This window comes from Pedobacter sp. W3I1 (genome assembly GCF_030816015.1).
Taxonomy (GTDB): domain Bacteria; phylum Bacteroidota; class Bacteroidia; order Sphingobacteriales; family Sphingobacteriaceae; genus Pedobacter.
Map to the genome: position 1 here is coordinate 4654041 of NZ_JAUSXN010000001.1, position 20440 is coordinate 4674480.

Genomic DNA, 20440 nt, shown 5'->3' on the forward strand with positions numbered 1-20440 from the left:
GCTAAAATATAAACCATGTATACAAAAAAGATAGAGGAAAATCTGGACTGCGGTATTCGCGTTGCCTTTAAAATCTTCGGGGGAAAATGGAAAATGTGTATTATTGATGCGATCAGCAGAGGAATAGTCCGTCCTGCGGATATTCAAAAAGAAATCCGAACAGCTGCTTTACGGGTAATAGAGGTGCAATTAGCGGAGTTACTACTCTATGGAATTGTTGAAAAATGTGTAGAAGACGTTTATCCCAAAAAATCCGAATATGAACTTACACCGTTAGGGAAAACCATACTTCCGATATTAGCCGACATTGATCAATGGGGAACAACTAATTCGGCTTTTGTAAAATCAAAGCAACCAGAATTACAATAAATGGAGAAAGAAGGTAGAGTCCTTCCTAATAATAATCTGGGCATTCTTAATGATCTTGTTACGAGCACCCAATTTAAATTGCAGGAATGTGTTCCGAAACCTCCCCAACCATGAGACGGAAAGATTTTTAGAACACCACAAATTTACTTTTTCTTTAATTTTTCTAATTTATTCTCGTAAGTGGTTTTTCGCTAAAATCCTTTCCAGAATCTCTAAAGAAGCATGAAATGTGTTCAAAGAATTCATCATTCCCTGTACAAAAAAAACGAACGAAAACCTTTTGGAAAGGAAAGGTTTTCTTTATTTACAGAAGAAAAAGGATCGATCTAAACCCTCCTTCAACATAGGTCAATTTTTCTTTGAATACCAATTTATTAAAGAATGCTTCCTATGTATAAAAAATAAAGTAAGGGGCCTCATCCTCTCGTGGCATAAGGTGCTTCATTGTTCTTGATTGATATTTATAAACGGCAAAGCCGAACTCTTAGAAAGAAAGGGGGTTGAAGTGATTACTCCAACCCTACACCGGCTTGAAAACTAAAGGCTCATTCCGCCGTCCATGACGATTTCAGCGCCCGTAAATAAATTTGGCTGCATCACTGCAGAAGTAGGCGACCATTTTTGCAACATCCCCGGGATCGCCAAACTGCTTCAGGGGCACACGTTCCAACATCCAGTTATCCAAGTTTTTCCGGGCGGCCTCGTCTAGTCCCAATTTATTCAGTATCTCAGTTTGGGTCGGTCCAGGGCTGACAGAATTTACACGTATCTTCCTCGGTGCCAGTTCGATCGCCGCAGCCTTCATCACTGAATTCAAAGCAGCCTTACTTGATGAATAAATAGAGGCATTTGCTCCGTGCATACTGGCAGTGTTGGATGATAGGAACACTATTGATGCACCATCGTTCAGTAAAGGGATAAATTTGCTCAGTGTAAAATATGCACCTTTGTAATTGATACCAATTACCTGATCAAAGGTCTCTTCCGTAGCGGTCTCAATAGCTGATCCACTGACTATCCCTGCATTAATAAAGAGTATATCGACTTTCCCAAAACGGTCTTTTACCGTAGCGGCAAGGTGTTCAATTGCAGACACAGAAGCTTGGTCTGCGAGGAAACCAGTGACACCCAACTCTTCGGCGGCGGCATTAACCGCCTCCTGCCTGCGTCCTGTGATAATTACTCTAGCACCCTGTAAACTCAACTCTTTCGCTGCAGCATAGCCGATGCCACTGTTGCCACCGGTCACTAATGCTATTTTTCCTCCTAAATTTTTCATGATCATTTTTTTTTGTTGATGCAAACTTATCTTATATTTGGTATACTTTTGTTACCAGTATAACAGAGTATACCACTATGGACGAGAAATTGATGAAAGAGGTTCTGTCTGAACCGCGAAATGAAAAGGCAGAAATACAGGCCCTGCAGGACACAATATATGTAATTGGGGGCAAGTGGAAACTGCCAATCATCAATTCGATATGTAACGGTAACCGCCGTTTTAGGGAAATTGAGCGTAGCATTCCTGGCATCACCACTCGTATGCTTTCCCGTGAGTTAAAAGACATGGAAGCCAATAAGCTTCTTAAGCGTACTGTGCAGCCAACAAGCCCGGTGATTGTCGAGTACTCACCTACCGATTATTGCCACTCATTTGCCAACATCATATTGCATATGATCAAGTGGGGTAAAGAACATCGTGAAAAAATAACCAGAAAGGAAATTATATAAACGCCCATCACCCATGAGCATTTGATTCCGCAGTGTAAATTGAAAGCTAACATTAGGGTTATTTATGGAAAATCTGTATCTATGAATTGATAAGGATTGTAGTACTTTAAATCAATTTACTCAAGTATTGCAGGATTTGTGTGGTAGGTAATTTGATATCCTGAATTTAAAGTTTCAGTGCGCAAATTGTGCGTTCAAAATTTTCAGATTAATATAACTCTGTAATAGATTATTTGGGATTAAGTTCGATTCCCGCCCCGAGTACATACAAAAAATCAAACGAAACCTTTCAGAAATGAAAGATTTTTTTTTATTTACAGAAGAAAAAAAATCAATTATGTGAATTTCCAAACACAGAGCAGAGGTTTAATTTATTTTAATGTTCTACGTTTTGGTCATTAACCAGATATCTATTATTAACATATCCTTTAATGCCTTCAAAAACCACATTACTCCATTCGTCTTCTCTCGAAATTTCGCTAAGATAATCGCCTTTTAAAATAACTTTTTTCTTTCTCGAAGTAAGAGATGGTCCTGTTCTGAGGTTTAAAGCTGTTTCGATTTGCCCAAAACAAAAAAGCTCCTGTAAACCCTAATTTTAAGAAAACCTATCCCGCTGATTTTTAAGCACTAAGACTTGTATTCGAAAAATTTATTTTATTTTTTTGATTTGGAAAGTTTAATTTCTATATTTGCAACCCCAAAGGAATACAACAAGTATTAATTTGCGAAAGTAGCTCAGTTGGTAGAGCACGACCTTGCCAAGGTCGGGGTCGCGAGTTCGAATCTCGTCTTTCGCTCTAAATGCCTTCCTACCAGAAGGCATTTATTTTAAAGTTAACCTACCGAAGGATTTCGGAACAGGCTAATGCTCGGGTGGTGGAACTGGTAGACACGCAGGACTTAAAATCCTGTGCTTTCAAAGGCGTGCGGGTTCGATTCCCGCCCCGAGTACAACAAAAGAATCGAACGAAAACCTTTCAGAAATGAAAGGTTTTTTTGTTTAGCAACTAAACTTCAGCACCTGTTTACCTTCCTTAAAAAATTTATAAATCCTGCAAAGCGGGTATAAGTGGTAAATTTTTACAGGAAACAAACAAGGTGGTCATTAATTAAGTTCGGGTAGCAGGGCAAAAGTTTTACCTATCAGTTACGAATCTGTCATCGCCCCTCCAAAACGCTAACCTCTATCATTGACAAAATCCATTAATGTGGTCGTCATTCTCGCGCAGGCGGTAATCTTAAAGCGCTTGCATTAAGATTATCTACGATGAGCACTTCGTAGTTTCCAATCGAGTTACCAATGACAGATTCTAAAATTGGCGTCACGACCGAAGCAGATGCGGAGTGGGAGAGATCTTTGGACTATGTTAAAAGATCTCTCCACTCCGGTCGAGATGACGATTTATCCTTACCTGTCACCCAACTCCTTTGTTTTTGCTAAAAAACTGACCTCTGGGAATGACGATACCTCGAGGCTATTCATTCCCTAAAAACCAGTCATTTATATGATTTCACAATAAATTAATCCTACCATTGACGTTATTTCACAAATATTATTAATCAGTATTTTAACCAATTTGCATTTCCATCCAGCTAGGCCATACCACCGTATCCCCGTTCTACTTAAATCCGGCCTAACAAATTTTTCGGGCTGCACTGTTCTTACCGCACAACTGGCTTCAAAAGAAAAATTTTCAGCCGGCATTTTTTGTTTCTTTTTGATGCCAAAAAGAAAGAGCCTTTCGGCGGCGGCAAGCCGAGGCAAGACCGTGGTGTATGGAAAAAGAAATCAATTACACGTCACTCATATTGATTTTTATAAAATAAATTATCCCTCAGTATGACAATTTATTTATGATACACCTCTTGCCAGAAAATTATCTGCTTAACTTAGCATAATCTGGTAGTTTACATTTACTCTTTTCGGATAATTGCTTTCTTCGTTATTTAAGGAAACAAATGCGGCATGGCTATGAACTTCATTTTTCAATGCATGTTCATAATGCGATTGAATAGTTTCTTGATAATCGTGTTGAAGGTTTTTCGTTGTTTCTGTTAAAAGATTCCTATCATTCAGGTTTTCTGGCAATAACGTAATATCGCAGTTTCCATCACTGATTTCTTTGACTAAGTATTTCATTTTGGTTTTAAATCTTCGTTTCCTGTTTTATAAATAACATTTCGAGAACGGTCAAAAATATGGTAAGTCTTTATTTTGTATGTAATCTAAAAGTTAATTTTTTACTTAAAATGATGTATTAATTTTAATGCAAGCCACATGACTATAGCTACATTTTTTCCACAACGATTAAGATAATCAGGAGTCCGCAAATTATTTTTTCGATTGGATTAAAGGCCCGTTCAAAACTGACCGTTGTATGTTAACAGAAATAGATTGAAACCTTTTGTCTCCACCTTTGTTAATTAATCACAAGTTATTTATATACAATACGTTAATGCAATCATAATAACCTGGTGGAGAACGAGAAAATGAAAAAAATATTAGTGGTTGATGATAATCAGGAAATACTGGAGCTTATAGAATTAGTTTTAGGACTGGAAGGCTACCGGGTAAGTGGCTTAATGGATGCAAGTCATTTTAACCAGCGGATTACCGAATTTAAACCCGATTTAATTTTGCTGGATGTGATGCTTGGGGCCTTAGATGGAAGAGATCTTTGTAACCGGCTAAAAGCAGACCAGTTAACCTTACACATTCCGGTAATTATGATTTCGGCCAGTCATAACTTGAACGATACGGAAGGCAGTATTTGCCATCCCAACGATTTCATTGCCAAACCATTCGATATCAGCAATCTGATTAATAAAGTAAGTGCGCAGCTTGCTGCCTAAACAATTTTTAAGGTTTTGCGCTAAAATAATTGCTTAAGAACACGCTCTGAAATTTAATAGCATTGGCCCAATAATCCCAGTTATGTACACCGGGTCTGGTGGTAAAATCGTGAGGAATATTGTTATACAATAGCTCATCATGCAAACGTACATTCATTTTATAGAAAAAATCTTCGGTACCACATTCAATGGCAATGGCAAGTGCCCCAGGTTTAATGCGATAGATCATGTCAATTACACTGTTCTGTTTCCACCGTTCAGGAAATTCATCCTGTGTACCTAACCTTTTTGAGATATTCCACCCATTTGGAAAAGGTTTAATATCTACCCCGCCGCTCATACTGCCCACGGCACCATAAACATCCTGATGTTTAATGGCCAGGTATAATGCACCATGACCGCCCATACTCAAACCTGTAATACCCCTGCCCCTCTTTTCAGCAATGGTTTTATAATGTTCATCAATATAGCTAACCAACTCTTTAGCCACATAGGTTTCATATTTCCATTCAGAATCTACCGGACTATCGAAATACCAGCTGGTAACATTACCATCAGGGCAAACAATAATAAATTGATATTGATCGGCCAGGTTTTTAATCCCCGGTACTTTTTTGACCCATTCTGCATAGTTACCTCCAGCTCCGTGGAGCAGATAAACCACCGGAAAAGTTTTTCCAGTTTTATAGCTATCGGGCTTAATTACTACCGCTTTAATATTTTTTCTCATCGATTTGCTATAGGTTAAAGCGGTGTCTACTTCAGCAGCACTTAAAACAGGACTAAACAAAAACAAACAGATGGCTATTAAAAAGCTATTTTTCATGGGTAGTTTTTAATTATTAATATAATATGGTGTTAAATTTATAAAATAACCAGGTATTCTTTGCCATTTCTGCCAATTGAATTAAAAAATAATTATGCTCCGGTCATCTATTCCTGAAACAGCTAAAAAACTTTAAAACAATTTTGTTACCTTATGGTTGTTGAACGGTGAACCCATCTAAAAATGCTTAAAAACTACCCATTTTACATTAAAGCGCCTGTAATTCTTTTAGGATTAGTAATTACAGTATTTATCATGAGTGTGCTGAGAGATATTCTTGTGCCACTTGCTTTCGCAGCACTGATTGCGATATTACTCAACCCACTTACCAATCGTTTCGAAAGAAAAATGCCTAAAATAGTCAGCATTATGCTCGCTATGATTATCGGTATTGTGGTTATAGCTGTCATAGTCTATTTTCTATCCTCACAGGTAGCCCACTTTTTTGATGACCTGGACAGCATTAAACAGAAATTATTACAACTGCTGGAAGAAATCAGAAATTGGCTCCGAACTACCTTTGGCATCTCCTCGCAAAAACAGATGCAAATGGTTAATGATGCGGCAAACGGCAGCAAAGCCTTAATTGGTCAAACCTTAAGCGGCTTAATGGGGGTACTCAGCGTGGTTTTCCTGATCCCGGTTTATACCTTCCTGATCTTACTGTACAAAACATTGATCCTTAATTTTATTTATGAAGTGTTTTCGGAGGAGAATACACAAAAAGTTGCCGAGATTTTGGGCGAAACGAAAGCAGCAATCCAAAGCTATATTATCGGTTTATTGATCGAAACTTTTATTGTTGCAGTAATGAACTCTGCTGCCCTGCTCATTCTGGGTGTACAAAATGCCATCCTGATTGGCGTTATCGGGGCAATACTGAACCTGCTCCCTTACATTGGTGGCATTATTGCCATTGCCTTGCCTGTGTTAATGGCCACTTTAACCATGGATGGTTTTACTACCCAACTCTTAATTATAGGTGCTTATGCGCTGATCCAGTTTATTGATAATAATATACTTGTGCCGCGCATTGTTTCGAGCAAGGTACAGATCAATGCCCTTATTTCTATCGTAATTGTATTAATGGGTGCTGCACTTTGGGGCATACCCGGCATGTTCCTTTCCATTCCATTTATTGCGGTAATGAAAATCATCTTTGATCGGATTGATGGTCTTAAACCCTGGGGAAAATTGCTGGGTGATAATATCCCGACCGAACATATGGGGCAGGTGAAAAGGTTTAGAAGGAAGAAAAAGTTGGTTACGGACAATTAGCATCTTTCAACACCCAGCCGATCATCTGAATACTGTCCGTGCCACTTAGACCCGATTGAAGTGAGCACGAAGCCGCAGGCAAAGTAAAACGGAAAGCGGGAACAAGCTTTGATCCCTTGCAACAAATTGCTCTCCTACCCTTCGACTCCGTTCAGGGGGACAACCGAATGGGAATTGCCAGACATGATCTTTTATGTTTTTTGAAAACGAACATTCAGTGGTCCTTCGGGAACAGCAGTCCCGTTATCCGCTTTATCCCGATAGAAAACCTGTGAAACAAGCAAGCACACTAAAACATAACATGAACTAGTGCTTAAATCGGGATGTCCGCTACTACCGGGTTTATTAACAAAGTTAACTGCACAAACGGAGAATTCGATAAAAAATATCTCATTCATGCTAAACACCCAGCCTATAATCTTCTTACAGGCCGCGCCACCTAGACCAGATTGTAGTGAGCATCCCGATAATTCATCGGGATAAAACGGAAAGCGGGAGGAAACCCATATGTGTTGTACTGGCAGTGCTCTCCTAAATAATATTGAACTAGTAATGTATTTAAATTACCCCTCGACCCCGCTCAGGGTGACAACCGAATGGAAAAATCGCCAGACTTCAATAGAATGATCGTCCTTTAGATTTGTTTTGATATTTTATTTAAGGATAATAACTATTTACTTTGCTTAAATTATAAATCAGATTACCTAAAACGGTAGCGGCACATTAAAAGTTCGTCAAGGTTTTTATACCTATGAGATGATGCAATCCGCTACCGTTTTTTCCCTTAGTGACCAGATAACAATTAGGGCAATACCCATTATTAAGGACTAGGATCGATGGGGTAAAAATTAGGTAACCACTACAAACATAAAAAATAACAGGATGATTGGCACTACAAAATTTTTTATCGGGATTGATGTTTCCAAACCTTACTTCGATGTTGCATTGATGGCCGTTGTGAACCATGTAAAACAGGAGATAGCAACCGCACGGTTTGACAACACAGCACCAGGGATAAAGCTATTTGAGAAGTGGTTGAAATCGCAGAAAACCACGTTCAATGAGGACTCCTTGATTGTCATAGAAAATACCGGGATCTATCACCGTTTAATATGGACTTTCTGCAGCAACAGAAATCTGCCCATCCATATTGGCAATGCAGCCCATATCAAATGGAGCTTTGGGATAGCAAGGGGTAAAAATGATAAAATAGACAGCATACGTTTATGCAACTATGCATTTAAGGAAGCGGATGATCTAAAGGCGACAGCTGCCCTGGATCCCGAGCTGATGCTCCTGAAAGATCTGATATCAGCTCGGACAAAGCTGCTCAAACAAAGGTCTGGCATTAGCGTTTCGGTAAAAGAACTTGGTAATGTCAATGGTAAAGAACATCAGAAACTGATTGAAAAAGCACTTAAAAATGCAATTGAGGGTATAGCCAAATCAATCAAGAACCTCGAAGATCAGATCAAAAAAATCATTACAGGAAACCAGGATTTCAAGCAGAACTACAAATTATTGCTCAGTATCCCTGGGATAGGGCATGTTACAGCAGTATACCTGATTGGCTGCACGGGAAATTTTGCAGGGCGGCCCAGCGGAAAAGAACTGGCCTGTTATGCAGGGGTTGCTCCATTTGAACACAGCAGTGGTATAAGTATCAAAGGTAAATCCAAGGTACACCGGATGGCCAATAAAGAACTTAAAAGATTGCTGCATATGTGTGCATTATCTCTAATTCAACACAATCAGGAATTCAAGACATATTACAATAGAAAAAAGGATGAAGGGAAGCACAGCATGAGCATAATTAATGCCGTTAGAAACAAGATAGCATTAAGAGTTGCTGCAGTTATAAAAAATCAAGCTAGCTATAAAAATAATTATAATATAGCTGCTTAAAATTTGTTTTTATCATAACAATCATCTCGACCGAAGCACAGCGGAGTGGAGATCTTTGAACTATGCTATTGAAATCGAATTTGAAGATTTTGCTTCGCCGAGCCTTCGGGTTCTCGACTACGGTCGAAATGACGACACTTCTAATCGGCTCACCTCTTTTAAATTCTCCTGTAATAGATTTTTATACCATAAATTACCCCTCGGGGTAACAATCCCTTGGTTACCAATCATACAAGTAAAATATTTGAGGAAATGCACATCAATTGTAAATTTTACTACTTTTGATTTATTCTCATCAACATGAAACGAATCTCACTTCTTTGCCTGACGCTATTGTTTACAGCAATAATTTTCAAAGGCTTTGCCCAAAACAAGTTACAATCTTCCTCGTTTATTACTTTTAATGGCTATAGCTCTACCATAGCTGAAAAGTTTGGAAAAAGCGAAGCGGTAACCGTTGCCTTTTTAGGTGGATCGATTACCAATATGGAAGGCTGGCGTGGAATGGTATGTAGCTATTTGACCAAAATATATCCACAAACAAAGTTCAGGTTTATTAACGCAGGCATTCCATCATTGGGCAGTTTGCCGCACGCATTCCGGCTTCAACGCGATGTACTCGACAGTGCAAAAATTGATCTCTTGTTTGTAGAATCGGCTGTTAACGACCATGTCAACAAAACAGCAGAGCAAACGCAACGCCGGGCTTTGGAGGGCATTATCAGACACACGTTAAGTAAAAATCCGAAAACAGATATCGTAATGATGGCTTTTGCTGATGAAGATAAAAATGATGATTTTAATAAGGGTAAAATCCCTACCGAAGTAAAAGTACACAGCGATTTAGCTGAATATTATCATTTGCCATTTATTAACCTTGCTTTAGAAATTGATAAACGTATAGCCAATGGCGAATTTACCTGGGCAGCTGATTTTAAAAACCTGCATCCTTCGCCCTTTGGTCAACATCTTTATTTCAATACGATAAAAATTTATCTGGAAGAAAATCAGAAAAACGCAAGCAAGAAAGCTTCGACAAGTCTTCCTAAAATCATTGATAAATTTGCTTATACCAAAGGACAGTATATCAGTATTAATGCTGCCGAAAACCTAAATACTTTTAGCATAAACAAAAACTGGAAGCCAACTGACGGACTGGAAGGAAGGCCAGGTTTTGTTAATATCCCAGTACTCGAAAGCAGCACAAGGAATAGCACCTTCGATCTGATTTTTAAAGGCAATGCTGTGGGCATTGCTATATTATCAGGTCCGGATGCCGGAGCACTCCACTACCGTATAGATGATGAAGAAGAAAAAATGATCGACCTGTATACGGAGTGGAGCTCGAGTCTACATTTGCCTTGGTATCTGTTACTCGGCGATCAACTGACTAACGGTACGCATAAATTAAGTGTACGGATCAGCGATCAGCACAATTTAAAATCAACAGGTTATGCTTGCCGTATTGCTTACTTTTTAGCAAACTCAAATTAATTTCAACCGATATTTTTTCATTTTAATGCGAATCTCATATCGTCCCCGCTTGAAACGGGGATGAACGAAAAAAGTGATTTTATCACCATTAGATTTCGCCTTTGAAACATCAATCCACTAATCACTATTGTAAACGTGTGTTAAATCTTTGAGACTATCGAAATAGATTTCTAATCTGTAAATAAGCGTTCTATATTTGCCAGTACTTAATCGATTTAGTTTAGTTCATTCAAACAATATTGATTCTCGATTGCTTATAAACAAAATCATCTCATGAAAAACATCAAATTAATTGTCCCAGCACTATTATTATTATTCTCTGCCTGCAGCGAGGCCACAAGAAATACCGCTAACACCAAAAGCGATAGCATAACACAAACAGGCACTGCCAGCAGAACTGATTCCCTGGAAGCCAAAATCAAAGTAAATGGCAATGTAGCCGTGGGCGATCCATTAATGTTAAGATTTGTGGTATACAATAATTCTGATACCACTAAAAGTTTTTGCATCTGGCATACGCCCTTTGAACCGTTAATGAGTAGTTATTTAAGCATCACCAATGAAAAAGGAGAAGAAGCTCAATACAAAGGTGCAATGGCCAAAAGGATGATGCCTCCGCCTGCATCCAGCTATTCTACAGTAAAACCTGGTGATAGCCTGGTTGCTAACGCCGATCTGTTAAAGGCTTATGACCTGAAAAAAGGATCGAGCTATAAAGTAGTTTACACTGGTGAGAATATGAGCGGACTGGTATCCAGAGATACCATTACCTTTGTTTATACTGAATTACACTAGCAAAAGGGCATAATTACGCCACATTATAGTTTTTAACTACAGATGCACACTGATAAATACAGATCGTACTGATATAAGAGTGCATCGTTTTTACCTTGCGAAAACTGGAATACGTTGTGGTTAGTGATATACCTGTCGTGGTATTTCACCCCCTAATTTGTCGCATTTACACTTTCTGAGTTGTTAAAGTTCCCATAACTTTATTGAACAAATTTAAACAAATAAAAAAATGGAAAATAGCACATCAATCACTGTAGAAACAACCGTAAATGCACCTGTAGAAAAAGTTTGGGAATTCTGGAACAATCCCGATCACATCACTAAATGGAGCTTTGCTTCGCCCGATTGGCATACCCCTTTTTCAGAAAACGATTTAAAAGTTGGCGGTAAATTTAAAAGCACCATGGCGGCAAAAGATGGCAGCATGAGTTTTGATTTTGGCGGAACCTATACCACCGTTGACCAGAATAAAAAAATCGAATATACCATGGAAGATGGCAGAAAAGTGAGTATCGTTTTTGATTCACTAAGCGAGCAAACCAGGGTAACCGAAACTTTCGATGCCGAATCGACCAACCCTATCGAAATGCAACGTGGTGGATGGCAGGCCATTCTGGATAATTTTAAAAGCTATACCGAAGAATCGTAAACACCTTGTTAATAACGTCTTGCGAGATAACAAGTCTGGACAGGCTATCATTGCAGATTCCAATAGAAAATTCGTCATTGCGAGGTACGAAGCAATCTTAAAGCGCTCGCTACTAACGATAGTTGTAAGATTGCTTTGTCGGCTGAAAAAGCCTCCTCGCAATGACGATTCCTCGTCGCCACATAGCACTAAAAATCCGCTGTCACTAATATTCATTTTTATGATACAGCCCTCTTGTTATTTTTAACCTGAGTTCGATAATTAAATACTGATTTGATTATCTAACTCAGTTTTGGGTTAAGTCGGTCGTCACCCTGAATTTATTTCAGGGTCTTTCCTGCCAAAAAAGATGCTGAAACAAGTTCAGCATGACGATGGGGTTAGGAATAAATCTTGTCTGATAGTTATTTTTACAATACAATAATCGAACTCAGGTTTTTAGCAACAGAAATTGTCCCTTTTTAACCCTTAAGTAACAATTCGATTATTATTTGATTCGCATAATTATTGATTTGAACCGAATACTTTGATATTGCCGCCATAATTTACATTTGCCGTGTAAATTATACACTATGCCTCGTATATCTTTATTTTATCTTTCGTTATTCTTATTTATCAGTCTATCCATCGGCGTAAGCGCACAAACGCTGAGTTTAAAGCAAGCTGTGAACACCGCATTAAGCAATTACGGCACCATTAAAGCCAAAGATAATTACGCAAACGCATCCAAATCATCTATCCAACAAGCCAAAAGGGAGTATTTGCCCAATTTTAGTCTCAGTGCCCAACAAGATTATGGAACCATTAATGGCCAAAATGGTCCACAATATGGTTTAGGTGGTTTAGGAACTGCTTCCTCTGGTCCTTCGTTAGATAAACAGAACTGGAATGCCGCATTTGGCGGGTTGTATCTGGCTAACGTAAACTGGGATTTCTTCACTTTTGGAAAAATCAGGGAACGCATTAAAATTGCCGACGCCACTTACCAAAGAGACAAAAATGACCTGGAACAGGAAAAATTCCAACAGGAAATCCGTGTTTCTGCAGCATATTTAAATTTGCTTGCTGCGCAAAGGTTAAGCAAATCGCAACAGAAAAATCTCGACCGTGCTATTACCTTTAAAAATACGGCCGTAGTCAGGGCCAAAAATGGATTAACGGCAGGGGTAGATTCTTCTTTCGCAAAAGCTGAAGTTTCTAACGCTAAAATCGCTTTAACAAAAGCTAAAGATCTGGAACAGGAACAAGCCAACCGTTTGGGCGTTTTAATGGGATTAACCGCAACATCATACGAATTAGATACCGCTTCAATTACGCGTATCCCTGGCAATCTGCTCGAAGATACAGTGATCAAAAGCTCACATCCACTGTTAAAGTTTTACCAAAACCGTGTTGATGTTAGCCAGCAACAAGTTAATTATTTCAAAAAACTATACTACCCTACGTTTAGCTTATTCGGTGTAATGCAGGGCCGTGGTTCGGGTTTTAGTCCAGGTTATGCCTTAGATCAGGCTGCTTATTCAACCAGTTATGCTGATGGTATAAACCCTACCCGCGGAAACTATTTGATTGGCATAGGAATGACCTGGAACCTGTCAACCTTACTTAAAAATCGTCCGCAGGTACGTGCGCAGGAATACATTAGTCAGGGTTTAAAGGAAGAATACAACCTTATTGATCAGCAGTTGAAAGCACAATTAGCCCTTGCCGAAACTAAATTAACCAATGCTTTGGCCAATTACAGGGAAGCACCCATCCAGGTAAAAGCAGCATCCGATGCCTATCTACAAAAAAACACTTTATACAAAAACGGACTCACCACTTTGGTAGATCTTACACAGGCACTTTTTACCTTAAACCGGGCCGAAACCGATCGGGATATTGCCTTTACCAATGTTTGGCAGGCTTTGTTGCTAAAATCAGCAGCGCTTGGCAATTACGACATATTTATCAACGAATTTTAATCTGGGTATATAAATGAATTTAATACGTTTCGCACTCCGCAAACCCATATCCATCTTAGTTTTAGTAGCTGGATTGTTCTTTTTCGGTATTGGGGCCATCAATCAGATCAAGGTTGATATCCTTCCCCAGATGAACCTTCCTGTAATTTATATTGCGCATCCATTTGGCGGTTACACACCCGACCAAATGGAGGCTTATTTCGGCAAACAATACGTTAACATCCTGCTTTTTGCAAACGGTATTAAAAGTATCGAAACCAAAAATACACAGGGTTTGATGTTGATGAAACTGACTTATTACGAAGGCACCAACATGGCTCAGGCAGCAGCAGAACTAAGTGCGCTATCTACAAGGGCGCAAGCCATTTTCCCACCAGGTTCGCAACCACCATTCGTGATCCGTTTTGATGCTTCATCGCTTCCCGTTGGACAATTGGTATTAAGCAGCCCTATCCGCACCAACAACGAATTGCAGGATCTGGCCAATACTTATGTACGGCCCAGTTTCTCGGCTATACCAGGTTTGCTTTCGCCCGCCCCTTTTGGTGGTAGTCCAAGAACGATAGAAATTAACGTGAATCCGTCACTTTTGCGCTCCCATAACCTTACGGTAGACCAGGTGGTTGAAGCCATCAGGCTAAATAACCAGACTGCGCCATCAGGAAATGTGAGAATTGGCGATAAAAACTATATCACACCTACCAATTACACCATTAAAAAGGTTAAAGATTTCGAAAACATTCCCTTATTTAAAGGCAGTGTACAAAATTTGCAGCTACGCGATGTAGCAACCGTTAAAGATGGAGCCGATTTAGTAGCAGGTTATGCTTTAATTAATGGCAAACGCTCCGTATATTTAAGTATCGCTAAATCCGGAGATGCTTCTACCTGGGATGTGGTTAAAAACTTAAAGAAAAACCTGCCGAACATCCAAAATACCTTACCAGAGGATGTTAAACTTTCTTACGAGTTCGACCAATCTGTTTATGTAATCAACGCTGTAAAAAGCCTGGTTAGCGAGGGAGCAATTGGTGCAATATTAACAGGACTGATGGTTTTGCTTTTCCTGGGCGATAAACGTGCAGCATTGATCGTAATCCTCACCATTCCAACATCCATTATTGCCGGCGTTTTGTTTCTTAAATTATTCGGGCAAACGATCAATATCATGACGCTGAGCGGATTGGCGCTAGCCATTGGTATCCTGGTAGATGAATCGACAGTAACGATAGAAAACATCCACCAGCATTTTGATATGGGCAAACCCAAGGCACTGGCCATTTGGGATGCCTGTAAGGAAATCGCTTTCCCGAAACTATTGATCCTCTTCTGTATTCTTGCCGTATTTGCACCCGCCTTTACCATGACTGGCATCCCGGGAGCATTATTCTTACCACTGGCACTGGCCATCGGCTTTTCGATGGTGGTTTCATTCCTGTTATCGCAAACTTTTGTACCGATTATGGCCAACTGGTTGATGGTTGCACACCCTAAAAAAGGCAGTGAACATCACCCAGGCATTACACAAGATGAAGCTGATTTTGCAGCAACTGGCATTACACTCGAATCGGAAAAAGACACCCTGAACCAAAAAAGAGTACTGGTTGAACGTGAAGATTTTAGTGGTAATGGTAAAATCGGCTTCTTCGATAGGTTCAGAAACCGTTTTATGCGTTTCCTTGATCGGATACTGCCTTACCGAAAATCTGTTGTTTTGGTTTATTTGGTGGTCATTATCGGTCTGGCAGCGTTGCTATTGGCTAATATTGGTCGCGATGTTTTACCAAGGGTAAATTCGAGCCAGTTTCAGTTGCGTTTACGTGCACCCGATGGAACACGTTTAGAACGTACCGAAGAAAAAGCGAATGTGGTTTTGGCTGAGCTGAAAAAAATGGTTGGCGAAGAACATATGGGTATATCATCCGTTTATGTTGGTCAGCACCCTGCCCAGTTTTCGGTAAACCCGATCTACCAGTTTATGGCCGGTCCCCATGAAGCTGTTTTCCAGGTAAGTTTAAAAGACTTTGAAGAAGATATGGATGATTTCAAGGATCAGTTCAGGGAGAAAATCAAAAAAGTGCTGCCTGATGTTAAACTTTCTTTCGAGCCCATAGAGCTAACAGATAAGGTATTGAGCCAGGGCTCCCCTACTCCTGTTGAAGTGCGCATTGCAGGCAAAAACAAAAAGCTGAATGAAAAGTATGCCAATAAAATCCTCGCAGAATTGAAGGAAATCCCGTACATGAGGGATGTTCAGCTAGCACAACCCATTAAATATCCATCATTAAATATCGATATCGACAGGACCCGTGCCGCACAGATTGGGGTAGATATGGCTGATATTTCGAGATCATTAATTGCCTCAACTTCATCATCCCGTTATACGGATAAAAATATCTGGTTGGATGAAAAAGCGGCGTTGCCTTACAGTGTCCAAGTTCAGGTACCGCTTAACCAAATGACCAGCAAAGATGATATAGGAGAAATTCCTTTATTGAAAAATTCGGCACGACCAGTTTTGAGCGATGTGGCAAAAATCACGCCTGATACCACTGCGGGTGAAAATGATAACATTGGTGCTATGCCTTTCCTTTCTGTAACGGCAAACCTCTACCATACTGATCTGGGCACAGCATCAAAAGATGTAGAAAAAGCCATCAAAGAGGTAGGCGAATTGCCAAGGGGGCTAAATGTTACCGCCATCGGGATGAGTAAAGTATTAACAGAAACCTTAGATAGCCTACAATCTGGTTTATTGGTTGCTATAGTGGTCATTTTCTTAATGCTGGCCGCCAATTTCCAGTCGTTTAAAGTACCATTGGTTATTTTAGCTACTGTACCCGCTGTTATTTTAGGTTCACTATTGTTATTAACCATTACCGGATCAACCTTAAACCTGCAATCGTATATGGGAATTATCATGTCGGTTGGGGTGTCTATCGCCAATGCGGTATTGCTCATCACCAATGCAGAGCAACTAAGAAAGCACAATGGCAATGCCCTCGAATCGGCACGGGAAGCTGCTGCATTACGTTTACGCCCAATCATCATGACGAGCATTGCGATGATTGCAGGGATGTTGCCCATGGCCATCGGTCATGGTGAAGGTGGTGGAGCAGTTTCGCCATTGGGCAGAGCCGTTATTGGTGGTTTACTGGCCTCAACATTCGCCGTACTCATTATATTGCCACTGGTATTTGCATGGGTACAAGGAAAACAGACTACTGATTCGATGTCGCTTGATCCGGAAGACGAAGAAAGCATCCACTACATTAAAGGTTTACAAGAAAACGAATAAATCATCATCACAAATGAATACGAAGATATTTTCAACAGGATTATTAAGTACCGGATTTTTAGTATTAACGGCCATATATGGCTGTGGGCACTCGGAATCGAAAGTAACACCCAGGAAAGAAAAAGATGCAGCGATAGCGACATTCAACCTTAAAAAGGAGAAACTATCTACCAAACTGAGTTTACCAGGTGAATTAATTGCTTTGCAACAAGTTGATTTATACGCTAAAGTAAGCAGTTTTGTAAAAACTTTAAAAGTTGATATCGGGTCAGAAGTAAGCAAAGGTCAGCTGTTGATGACTTTGGAAGCACCTGAAATGACTTCGCAGCTGGCTGCAACGCAATCAAGAATTAAGGCACAAGAAGCGATTTATACTGCCAGCAAAGCCAATTACAACCGCTTGTATGAAACCAGTAAAACGCCCGGAACCATCTCTACAAACGACCTAGACCAGGCGATGGCGAAAAAAAATGCAGATCTTGCACAGCTCGAAGCCGCAAAAGCGGCCTATAAAGAAGTGAGTTCGGTTCAGGATTATTTAACCATCAGGGCACCGTTCAGCGGTATTATTTCGGCAAGGAATGTGAATTTAGGAGCCTACGTTGGTCCGACAGGCAAAGGTTCTGATTTACCTTTGTTTACTTTACAAGATCAGAAAAACCTGCGTTTGGCCGTTTCCATTCCAGAAGTTTATACCGGATATTTAAAAGCTGGTGATGAGATTAGCTTTACAGTTAAATCATTGCCTAGCCAAACCTTTAAAGCTAAAGTGAAGCGTTTATCAGGTGCTTTAGATCTGCGCTTACGCTCTGAACGTATTGAAATGGACGTACCCAATGCGTCGAAGGTTTTATTACCGGGTATGGTGGCAGAGGTAAACATCCCGTTACCGGCCAACGCCAGTACCTTTATCATTTCTAAAAAGGCATTGTTAGATACCAGCGAAGGATTATTTGTACTCAAAGTAGCCAATAACAAAGCGGTTAAAGTGGGGGTAAAAAAAGGCAGAGAAACCGACGATAAGGTGGAAGTTTTTGGTGATTTAACAGAAGGTGACAAATTAGTGGCAGAACCGATCGAGGAAATGCACGAAGGAATGACGATTAAACCATAACTTTACTTGTATTAAGCACTTAAAATATGTTGACAAAAAATCAAGAGCTTTCTACCCTTCAAAAAAAGGAAACATTAGAGGATTTTTACAATAAATTAAAAATCACCAGGCCTGAAATTCCAACGCCAAGTTTAGGGATGATTAACGACATTGGGCACTTTAATGTTTTTAACCGAAGTACCGTTTGTACCAATGTACCATCTGCTTTTAGCCGCAGAGATTTTTATAAAATATCGCTGATTATTGGCAATGGTATTTTGCATTACCCTGATGCCCAAATCGAAATTAAAGGACGGGCATTGCTGTTTACCAATCCGAATATTCCATATTCATGGGAAAGTACTTCTCCAAAACCTGCTGGTTTCTTCTGCTTATTTACAGAGAATTTTATCCATAACCGTAACGAAACTCTCCGCGATTCTTTATTGTGGCGCATTAATGATAGTCCGGTAATTCATATTAACGAGGAACAGGAAGTTATCTTAACAGATATCTTTACTAAAATGATGAAAGAAATGGATGGCGATTACATCCATAAATACGATCTGTTAAGAAACTATGTGCAGCTTATTGTTCACGAAGCACTAAAGGTTAAACCTCAGGATGTTGTTTTTAAACAGAATAATGCATCGGCTCGTTTAACTTCATTATTTATTGAATTATTGGAAAGGCAGTTTCCAATTGGCTCTACCGAGCATATTTTGGAGTTGAAAACAGCTCACGATTTCGCCTTCCGCTTACTGGTGCACGTAAATCACTTAAACCATGCGGTAAAAGAAGTAACGGGCAAAACCACTTCTGAGCACATTTCGAGAAGGATAGCAACCGAAGCGGTGGCCTTGCTGAAACACACCGAATGGAATATCGCACAGATAGCCTATTGTTTGGGTTTCGAATACCCGGCAAATTTTAACATATTTTTTAAACGTCAGATGCATTGTACCCCAAAGGGTTTTAGAGCAAATTGATTAGAATCGTATTAAACTTAGTCGTTTAAATATCCGAAGCGCCAATCCTGCAATGAGGAAATGGCGCTTTTTTATTGACCAATAACTAAATGATGCGTCATCCCCAGTAGTCTCGTCCTTTCGAGCGGAGCACAGCGAAGTCGAGAAATCTTTTTAAAGATGCTACAAAACCAAGTTCGAAGATTTCTCCACTGCGGTCGAAATGACGATACCCCTAGAGATTTCTCATAAAATTTTTCAATCCAATCATCCGCCATTTCGAGCGGAGCGTCACGAAACCTGGAATCTATGGAGAGGGTCGTCACCCTGAACTTGTTTCAGGGTCTTATCAATAATGATTTTCAAAAACAGATGAGGTTGTTTCATAAAGGTGATTTACCGCAGATGGTGTCATGTTGAGCTTGTCGAAACATCTTATAGAGTATTTAATAGGCCCTTCGACAGGCTCAGGGTGACAAATCTATATTTATGATTCAACCTAAGGACGCTCCTTTGAATGAGAATCTCCTGTATTAGCGATTTATTTTTTGATATTAAGGATTAAATTTAACCAATCTTTAACCAGCCTGTAATACTCATCCTTTGTTTATGGGTAAGTAGTACTTCGTGCGCCAGATCAGAACTCTTAAAAAAAACACTTTTACCGTTATCGGGCGAGATATTCTGTTCTTCATTAGCATGATAAATCCGCAGCTCTCCCCCATCTGCTATTTTCCAATCGGCATTTAAATACATAATCATCGAATATTGTCTGCTTCCGTTGTGCTGAAACTGATCGATGTGTTTTTTGTAAAATGTACCCGATTCGTAAAGCGTATAATGAAATTCGTATCCGGTGATACCCGTATAACAGGTACGGTTTAAATAAAGCACAAATTCGTCCATCAGATCAAAGAAATCATTTTCGTATTGGTTTTCGTGTTTTCTATCGAGCCAGTAAATGACATCGCTCCTGATCAGTTTATCCTGATTCACTACTGAATCATTACCCACACCAGCATTCAAAAGTTTTTTGTTTTCAAATAACCCGATCAGGTTATCTTTAAGATGGGCAGCTAAAGAAACATTTAAAAAGTTTTCGGCAATGCCCACTCTATCTTCGATAAAACTATCGATAAGGCAATTAAATATTTTCTCCAACAGATTAGATTAATCTTAAAACAGCTTGCCTAAGGGGTGTAAGGTAGTCTTAT

Annotated in this window: 17 protein-coding genes and 2 tRNA genes; 14 read left to right on the top strand and 5 right to left on the bottom strand. The window is 39.6% G+C overall.

The window, feature by feature from the left end:
- Window positions 1–15: 15 nt before the first annotated feature.
- Window positions 16–369 carry a helix-turn-helix domain-containing protein gene (locus QF042_RS18935; RefSeq protein WP_307531297.1) on the top strand — a complete coding sequence of 118 codons (354 nt, stop codon included), beginning with the start codon at window positions 16–18 and terminating at the stop codon, window positions 367–369.
- A 568-nt stretch (window positions 370–937) separates the two neighbouring features.
- Here QF042_RS18935 and QF042_RS18940 read toward each other — a convergent pair.
- Entirely contained in the window at window positions 938–1648 is a 711-nt protein-coding gene (locus QF042_RS18940; protein WP_307531299.1) for an SDR family oxidoreductase, read from the bottom strand.
- A 77-nt stretch (window positions 1649–1725) separates the two neighbouring features.
- Here QF042_RS18940 and QF042_RS18945 point away from each other — a divergent pair, with 77 nt between their 5' ends.
- Complete coding sequence (locus QF042_RS18945) at window positions 1726–2100, top strand: helix-turn-helix domain-containing protein (protein WP_307531301.1); 375 nt, start codon at window positions 1726–1728, stop codon at window positions 2098–2100.
- Between the two features lie 376 nt (window positions 2101–2476).
- Here the strand turns inward: QF042_RS18945 and QF042_RS26400 are convergent, their stop codons facing one another.
- On the bottom strand, window positions 2477–2662 hold the full coding sequence (locus tag QF042_RS26400; RefSeq protein WP_373459105.1) for an SH3 domain-containing protein: 186 nt from the start codon (window positions 2660–2662) through the stop codon (window positions 2477–2479).
- Window positions 2663–2827: 165 nt separating this feature from the next.
- Between QF042_RS26400 and QF042_RS18950 the strand changes: the two genes are divergently transcribed.
- A tRNA-Gly gene (locus QF042_RS18950) sits at window positions 2828–2900 on the top strand.
- Window positions 2901–2970: 70 nt separating this feature from the next.
- Window positions 2971–3054 (top strand) — tRNA-Leu (locus QF042_RS18955).
- A gap of 934 nt (window positions 3055–3988) precedes the next feature.
- On the opposite strand, the gene QF042_RS18960 is transcribed toward QF042_RS18955, so the two are convergent.
- Window positions 3989–4243 (bottom strand): hypothetical protein, encoded by a 255-nt coding sequence (locus QF042_RS18960; RefSeq protein WP_307531303.1) that lies wholly within the window; start codon window positions 4241–4243, stop codon window positions 3989–3991.
- A gap of 350 nt (window positions 4244–4593) precedes the next feature.
- Between QF042_RS18960 and QF042_RS18965 the strand changes: the two genes are divergently transcribed.
- Window positions 4594–4956: a PleD family two-component system response regulator gene (locus QF042_RS18965; RefSeq protein ID WP_307531305.1), complete on the top strand. Its 363-nt coding sequence runs from the start codon at window positions 4594–4596 to the stop codon at window positions 4954–4956.
- A 7-nt stretch (window positions 4957–4963) separates the two neighbouring features.
- Here QF042_RS18965 and QF042_RS18970 read toward each other — a convergent pair whose 3' ends face one another.
- Complete coding sequence (locus QF042_RS18970; protein WP_307531306.1) at window positions 4964–5782, bottom strand: alpha/beta hydrolase family protein; 819 nt, start codon at window positions 5780–5782, stop codon at window positions 4964–4966.
- Between the two features lie 183 nt (window positions 5783–5965).
- On the opposite strand from QF042_RS18970, the gene QF042_RS18975 reads away from it, so the two are divergent.
- The 9 genes from QF042_RS18975 (at window position 5966) to QF042_RS19015 (ending at window position 19247) form a co-directional block, all read left to right on the top strand.
- Window positions 5966–7060 carry an AI-2E family transporter gene (locus tag QF042_RS18975; protein WP_307531308.1) on the top strand — a complete coding sequence of 365 codons (1095 nt, stop codon included), beginning with the start codon at window positions 5966–5968 and terminating at the stop codon, window positions 7058–7060.
- Between the two features lie 882 nt (window positions 7061–7942).
- The gene (locus QF042_RS18980; RefSeq protein ID WP_307525625.1) at window positions 7943–8965 is read left to right on the top strand and encodes an IS110 family transposase; all 1023 of its coding nucleotides are present in this window, start codon (window positions 7943–7945) and stop codon (window positions 8963–8965) included.
- 300 nt (window positions 8966–9265) lie between these two features.
- A complete protein-coding gene (locus QF042_RS18985; protein WP_307531310.1) occupies window positions 9266–10459 on the top strand; it encodes a GDSL-type esterase/lipase family protein in 1194 nt (397 codons plus the stop codon).
- A 273-nt stretch (window positions 10460–10732) separates the two neighbouring features.
- Entirely contained in the window at window positions 10733–11254 is a 522-nt protein-coding gene (locus QF042_RS18990; RefSeq protein WP_307531312.1) for a protease, read from the top strand.
- Between the two features lie 229 nt (window positions 11255–11483).
- Entirely contained in the window at window positions 11484–11903 is a 420-nt protein-coding gene (locus QF042_RS18995; RefSeq protein ID WP_307531314.1) for an SRPBCC family protein, read from the top strand.
- A gap of 572 nt (window positions 11904–12475) precedes the next feature.
- On the top strand, window positions 12476–13867 hold the full coding sequence (locus tag QF042_RS19000; RefSeq protein ID WP_307531316.1) for a TolC family protein: 1392 nt from the start codon (window positions 12476–12478) through the stop codon (window positions 13865–13867).
- Between the two features lie 13 nt (window positions 13868–13880).
- Complete coding sequence (locus QF042_RS19005; protein ID WP_307531318.1) at window positions 13881–17165, top strand: efflux RND transporter permease subunit; 3285 nt, start codon at window positions 13881–13883, stop codon at window positions 17163–17165.
- Between the two features lie 13 nt (window positions 17166–17178).
- Window positions 17179–18279 (top strand): efflux RND transporter periplasmic adaptor subunit, encoded by a 1101-nt coding sequence (locus QF042_RS19010; protein ID WP_307531320.1) that lies wholly within the window; start codon window positions 17179–17181, stop codon window positions 18277–18279.
- A 26-nt stretch (window positions 18280–18305) separates the two neighbouring features.
- Entirely contained in the window at window positions 18306–19247 is a 942-nt protein-coding gene (locus QF042_RS19015) for an AraC family transcriptional regulator (protein ID WP_307531322.1), read from the top strand.
- 546 nt (window positions 19248–19793) lie between these two features.
- Here QF042_RS19015 and QF042_RS19020 read toward each other — a convergent pair.
- The gene (locus tag QF042_RS19020; RefSeq protein WP_307531324.1) at window positions 19794–20387 is read right to left on the bottom strand and encodes a 2OG-Fe(II) oxygenase; all 594 of its coding nucleotides are present in this window, start codon (window positions 20385–20387) and stop codon (window positions 19794–19796) included.
- Window positions 20388–20440: the final 53 nt, after the last annotated feature.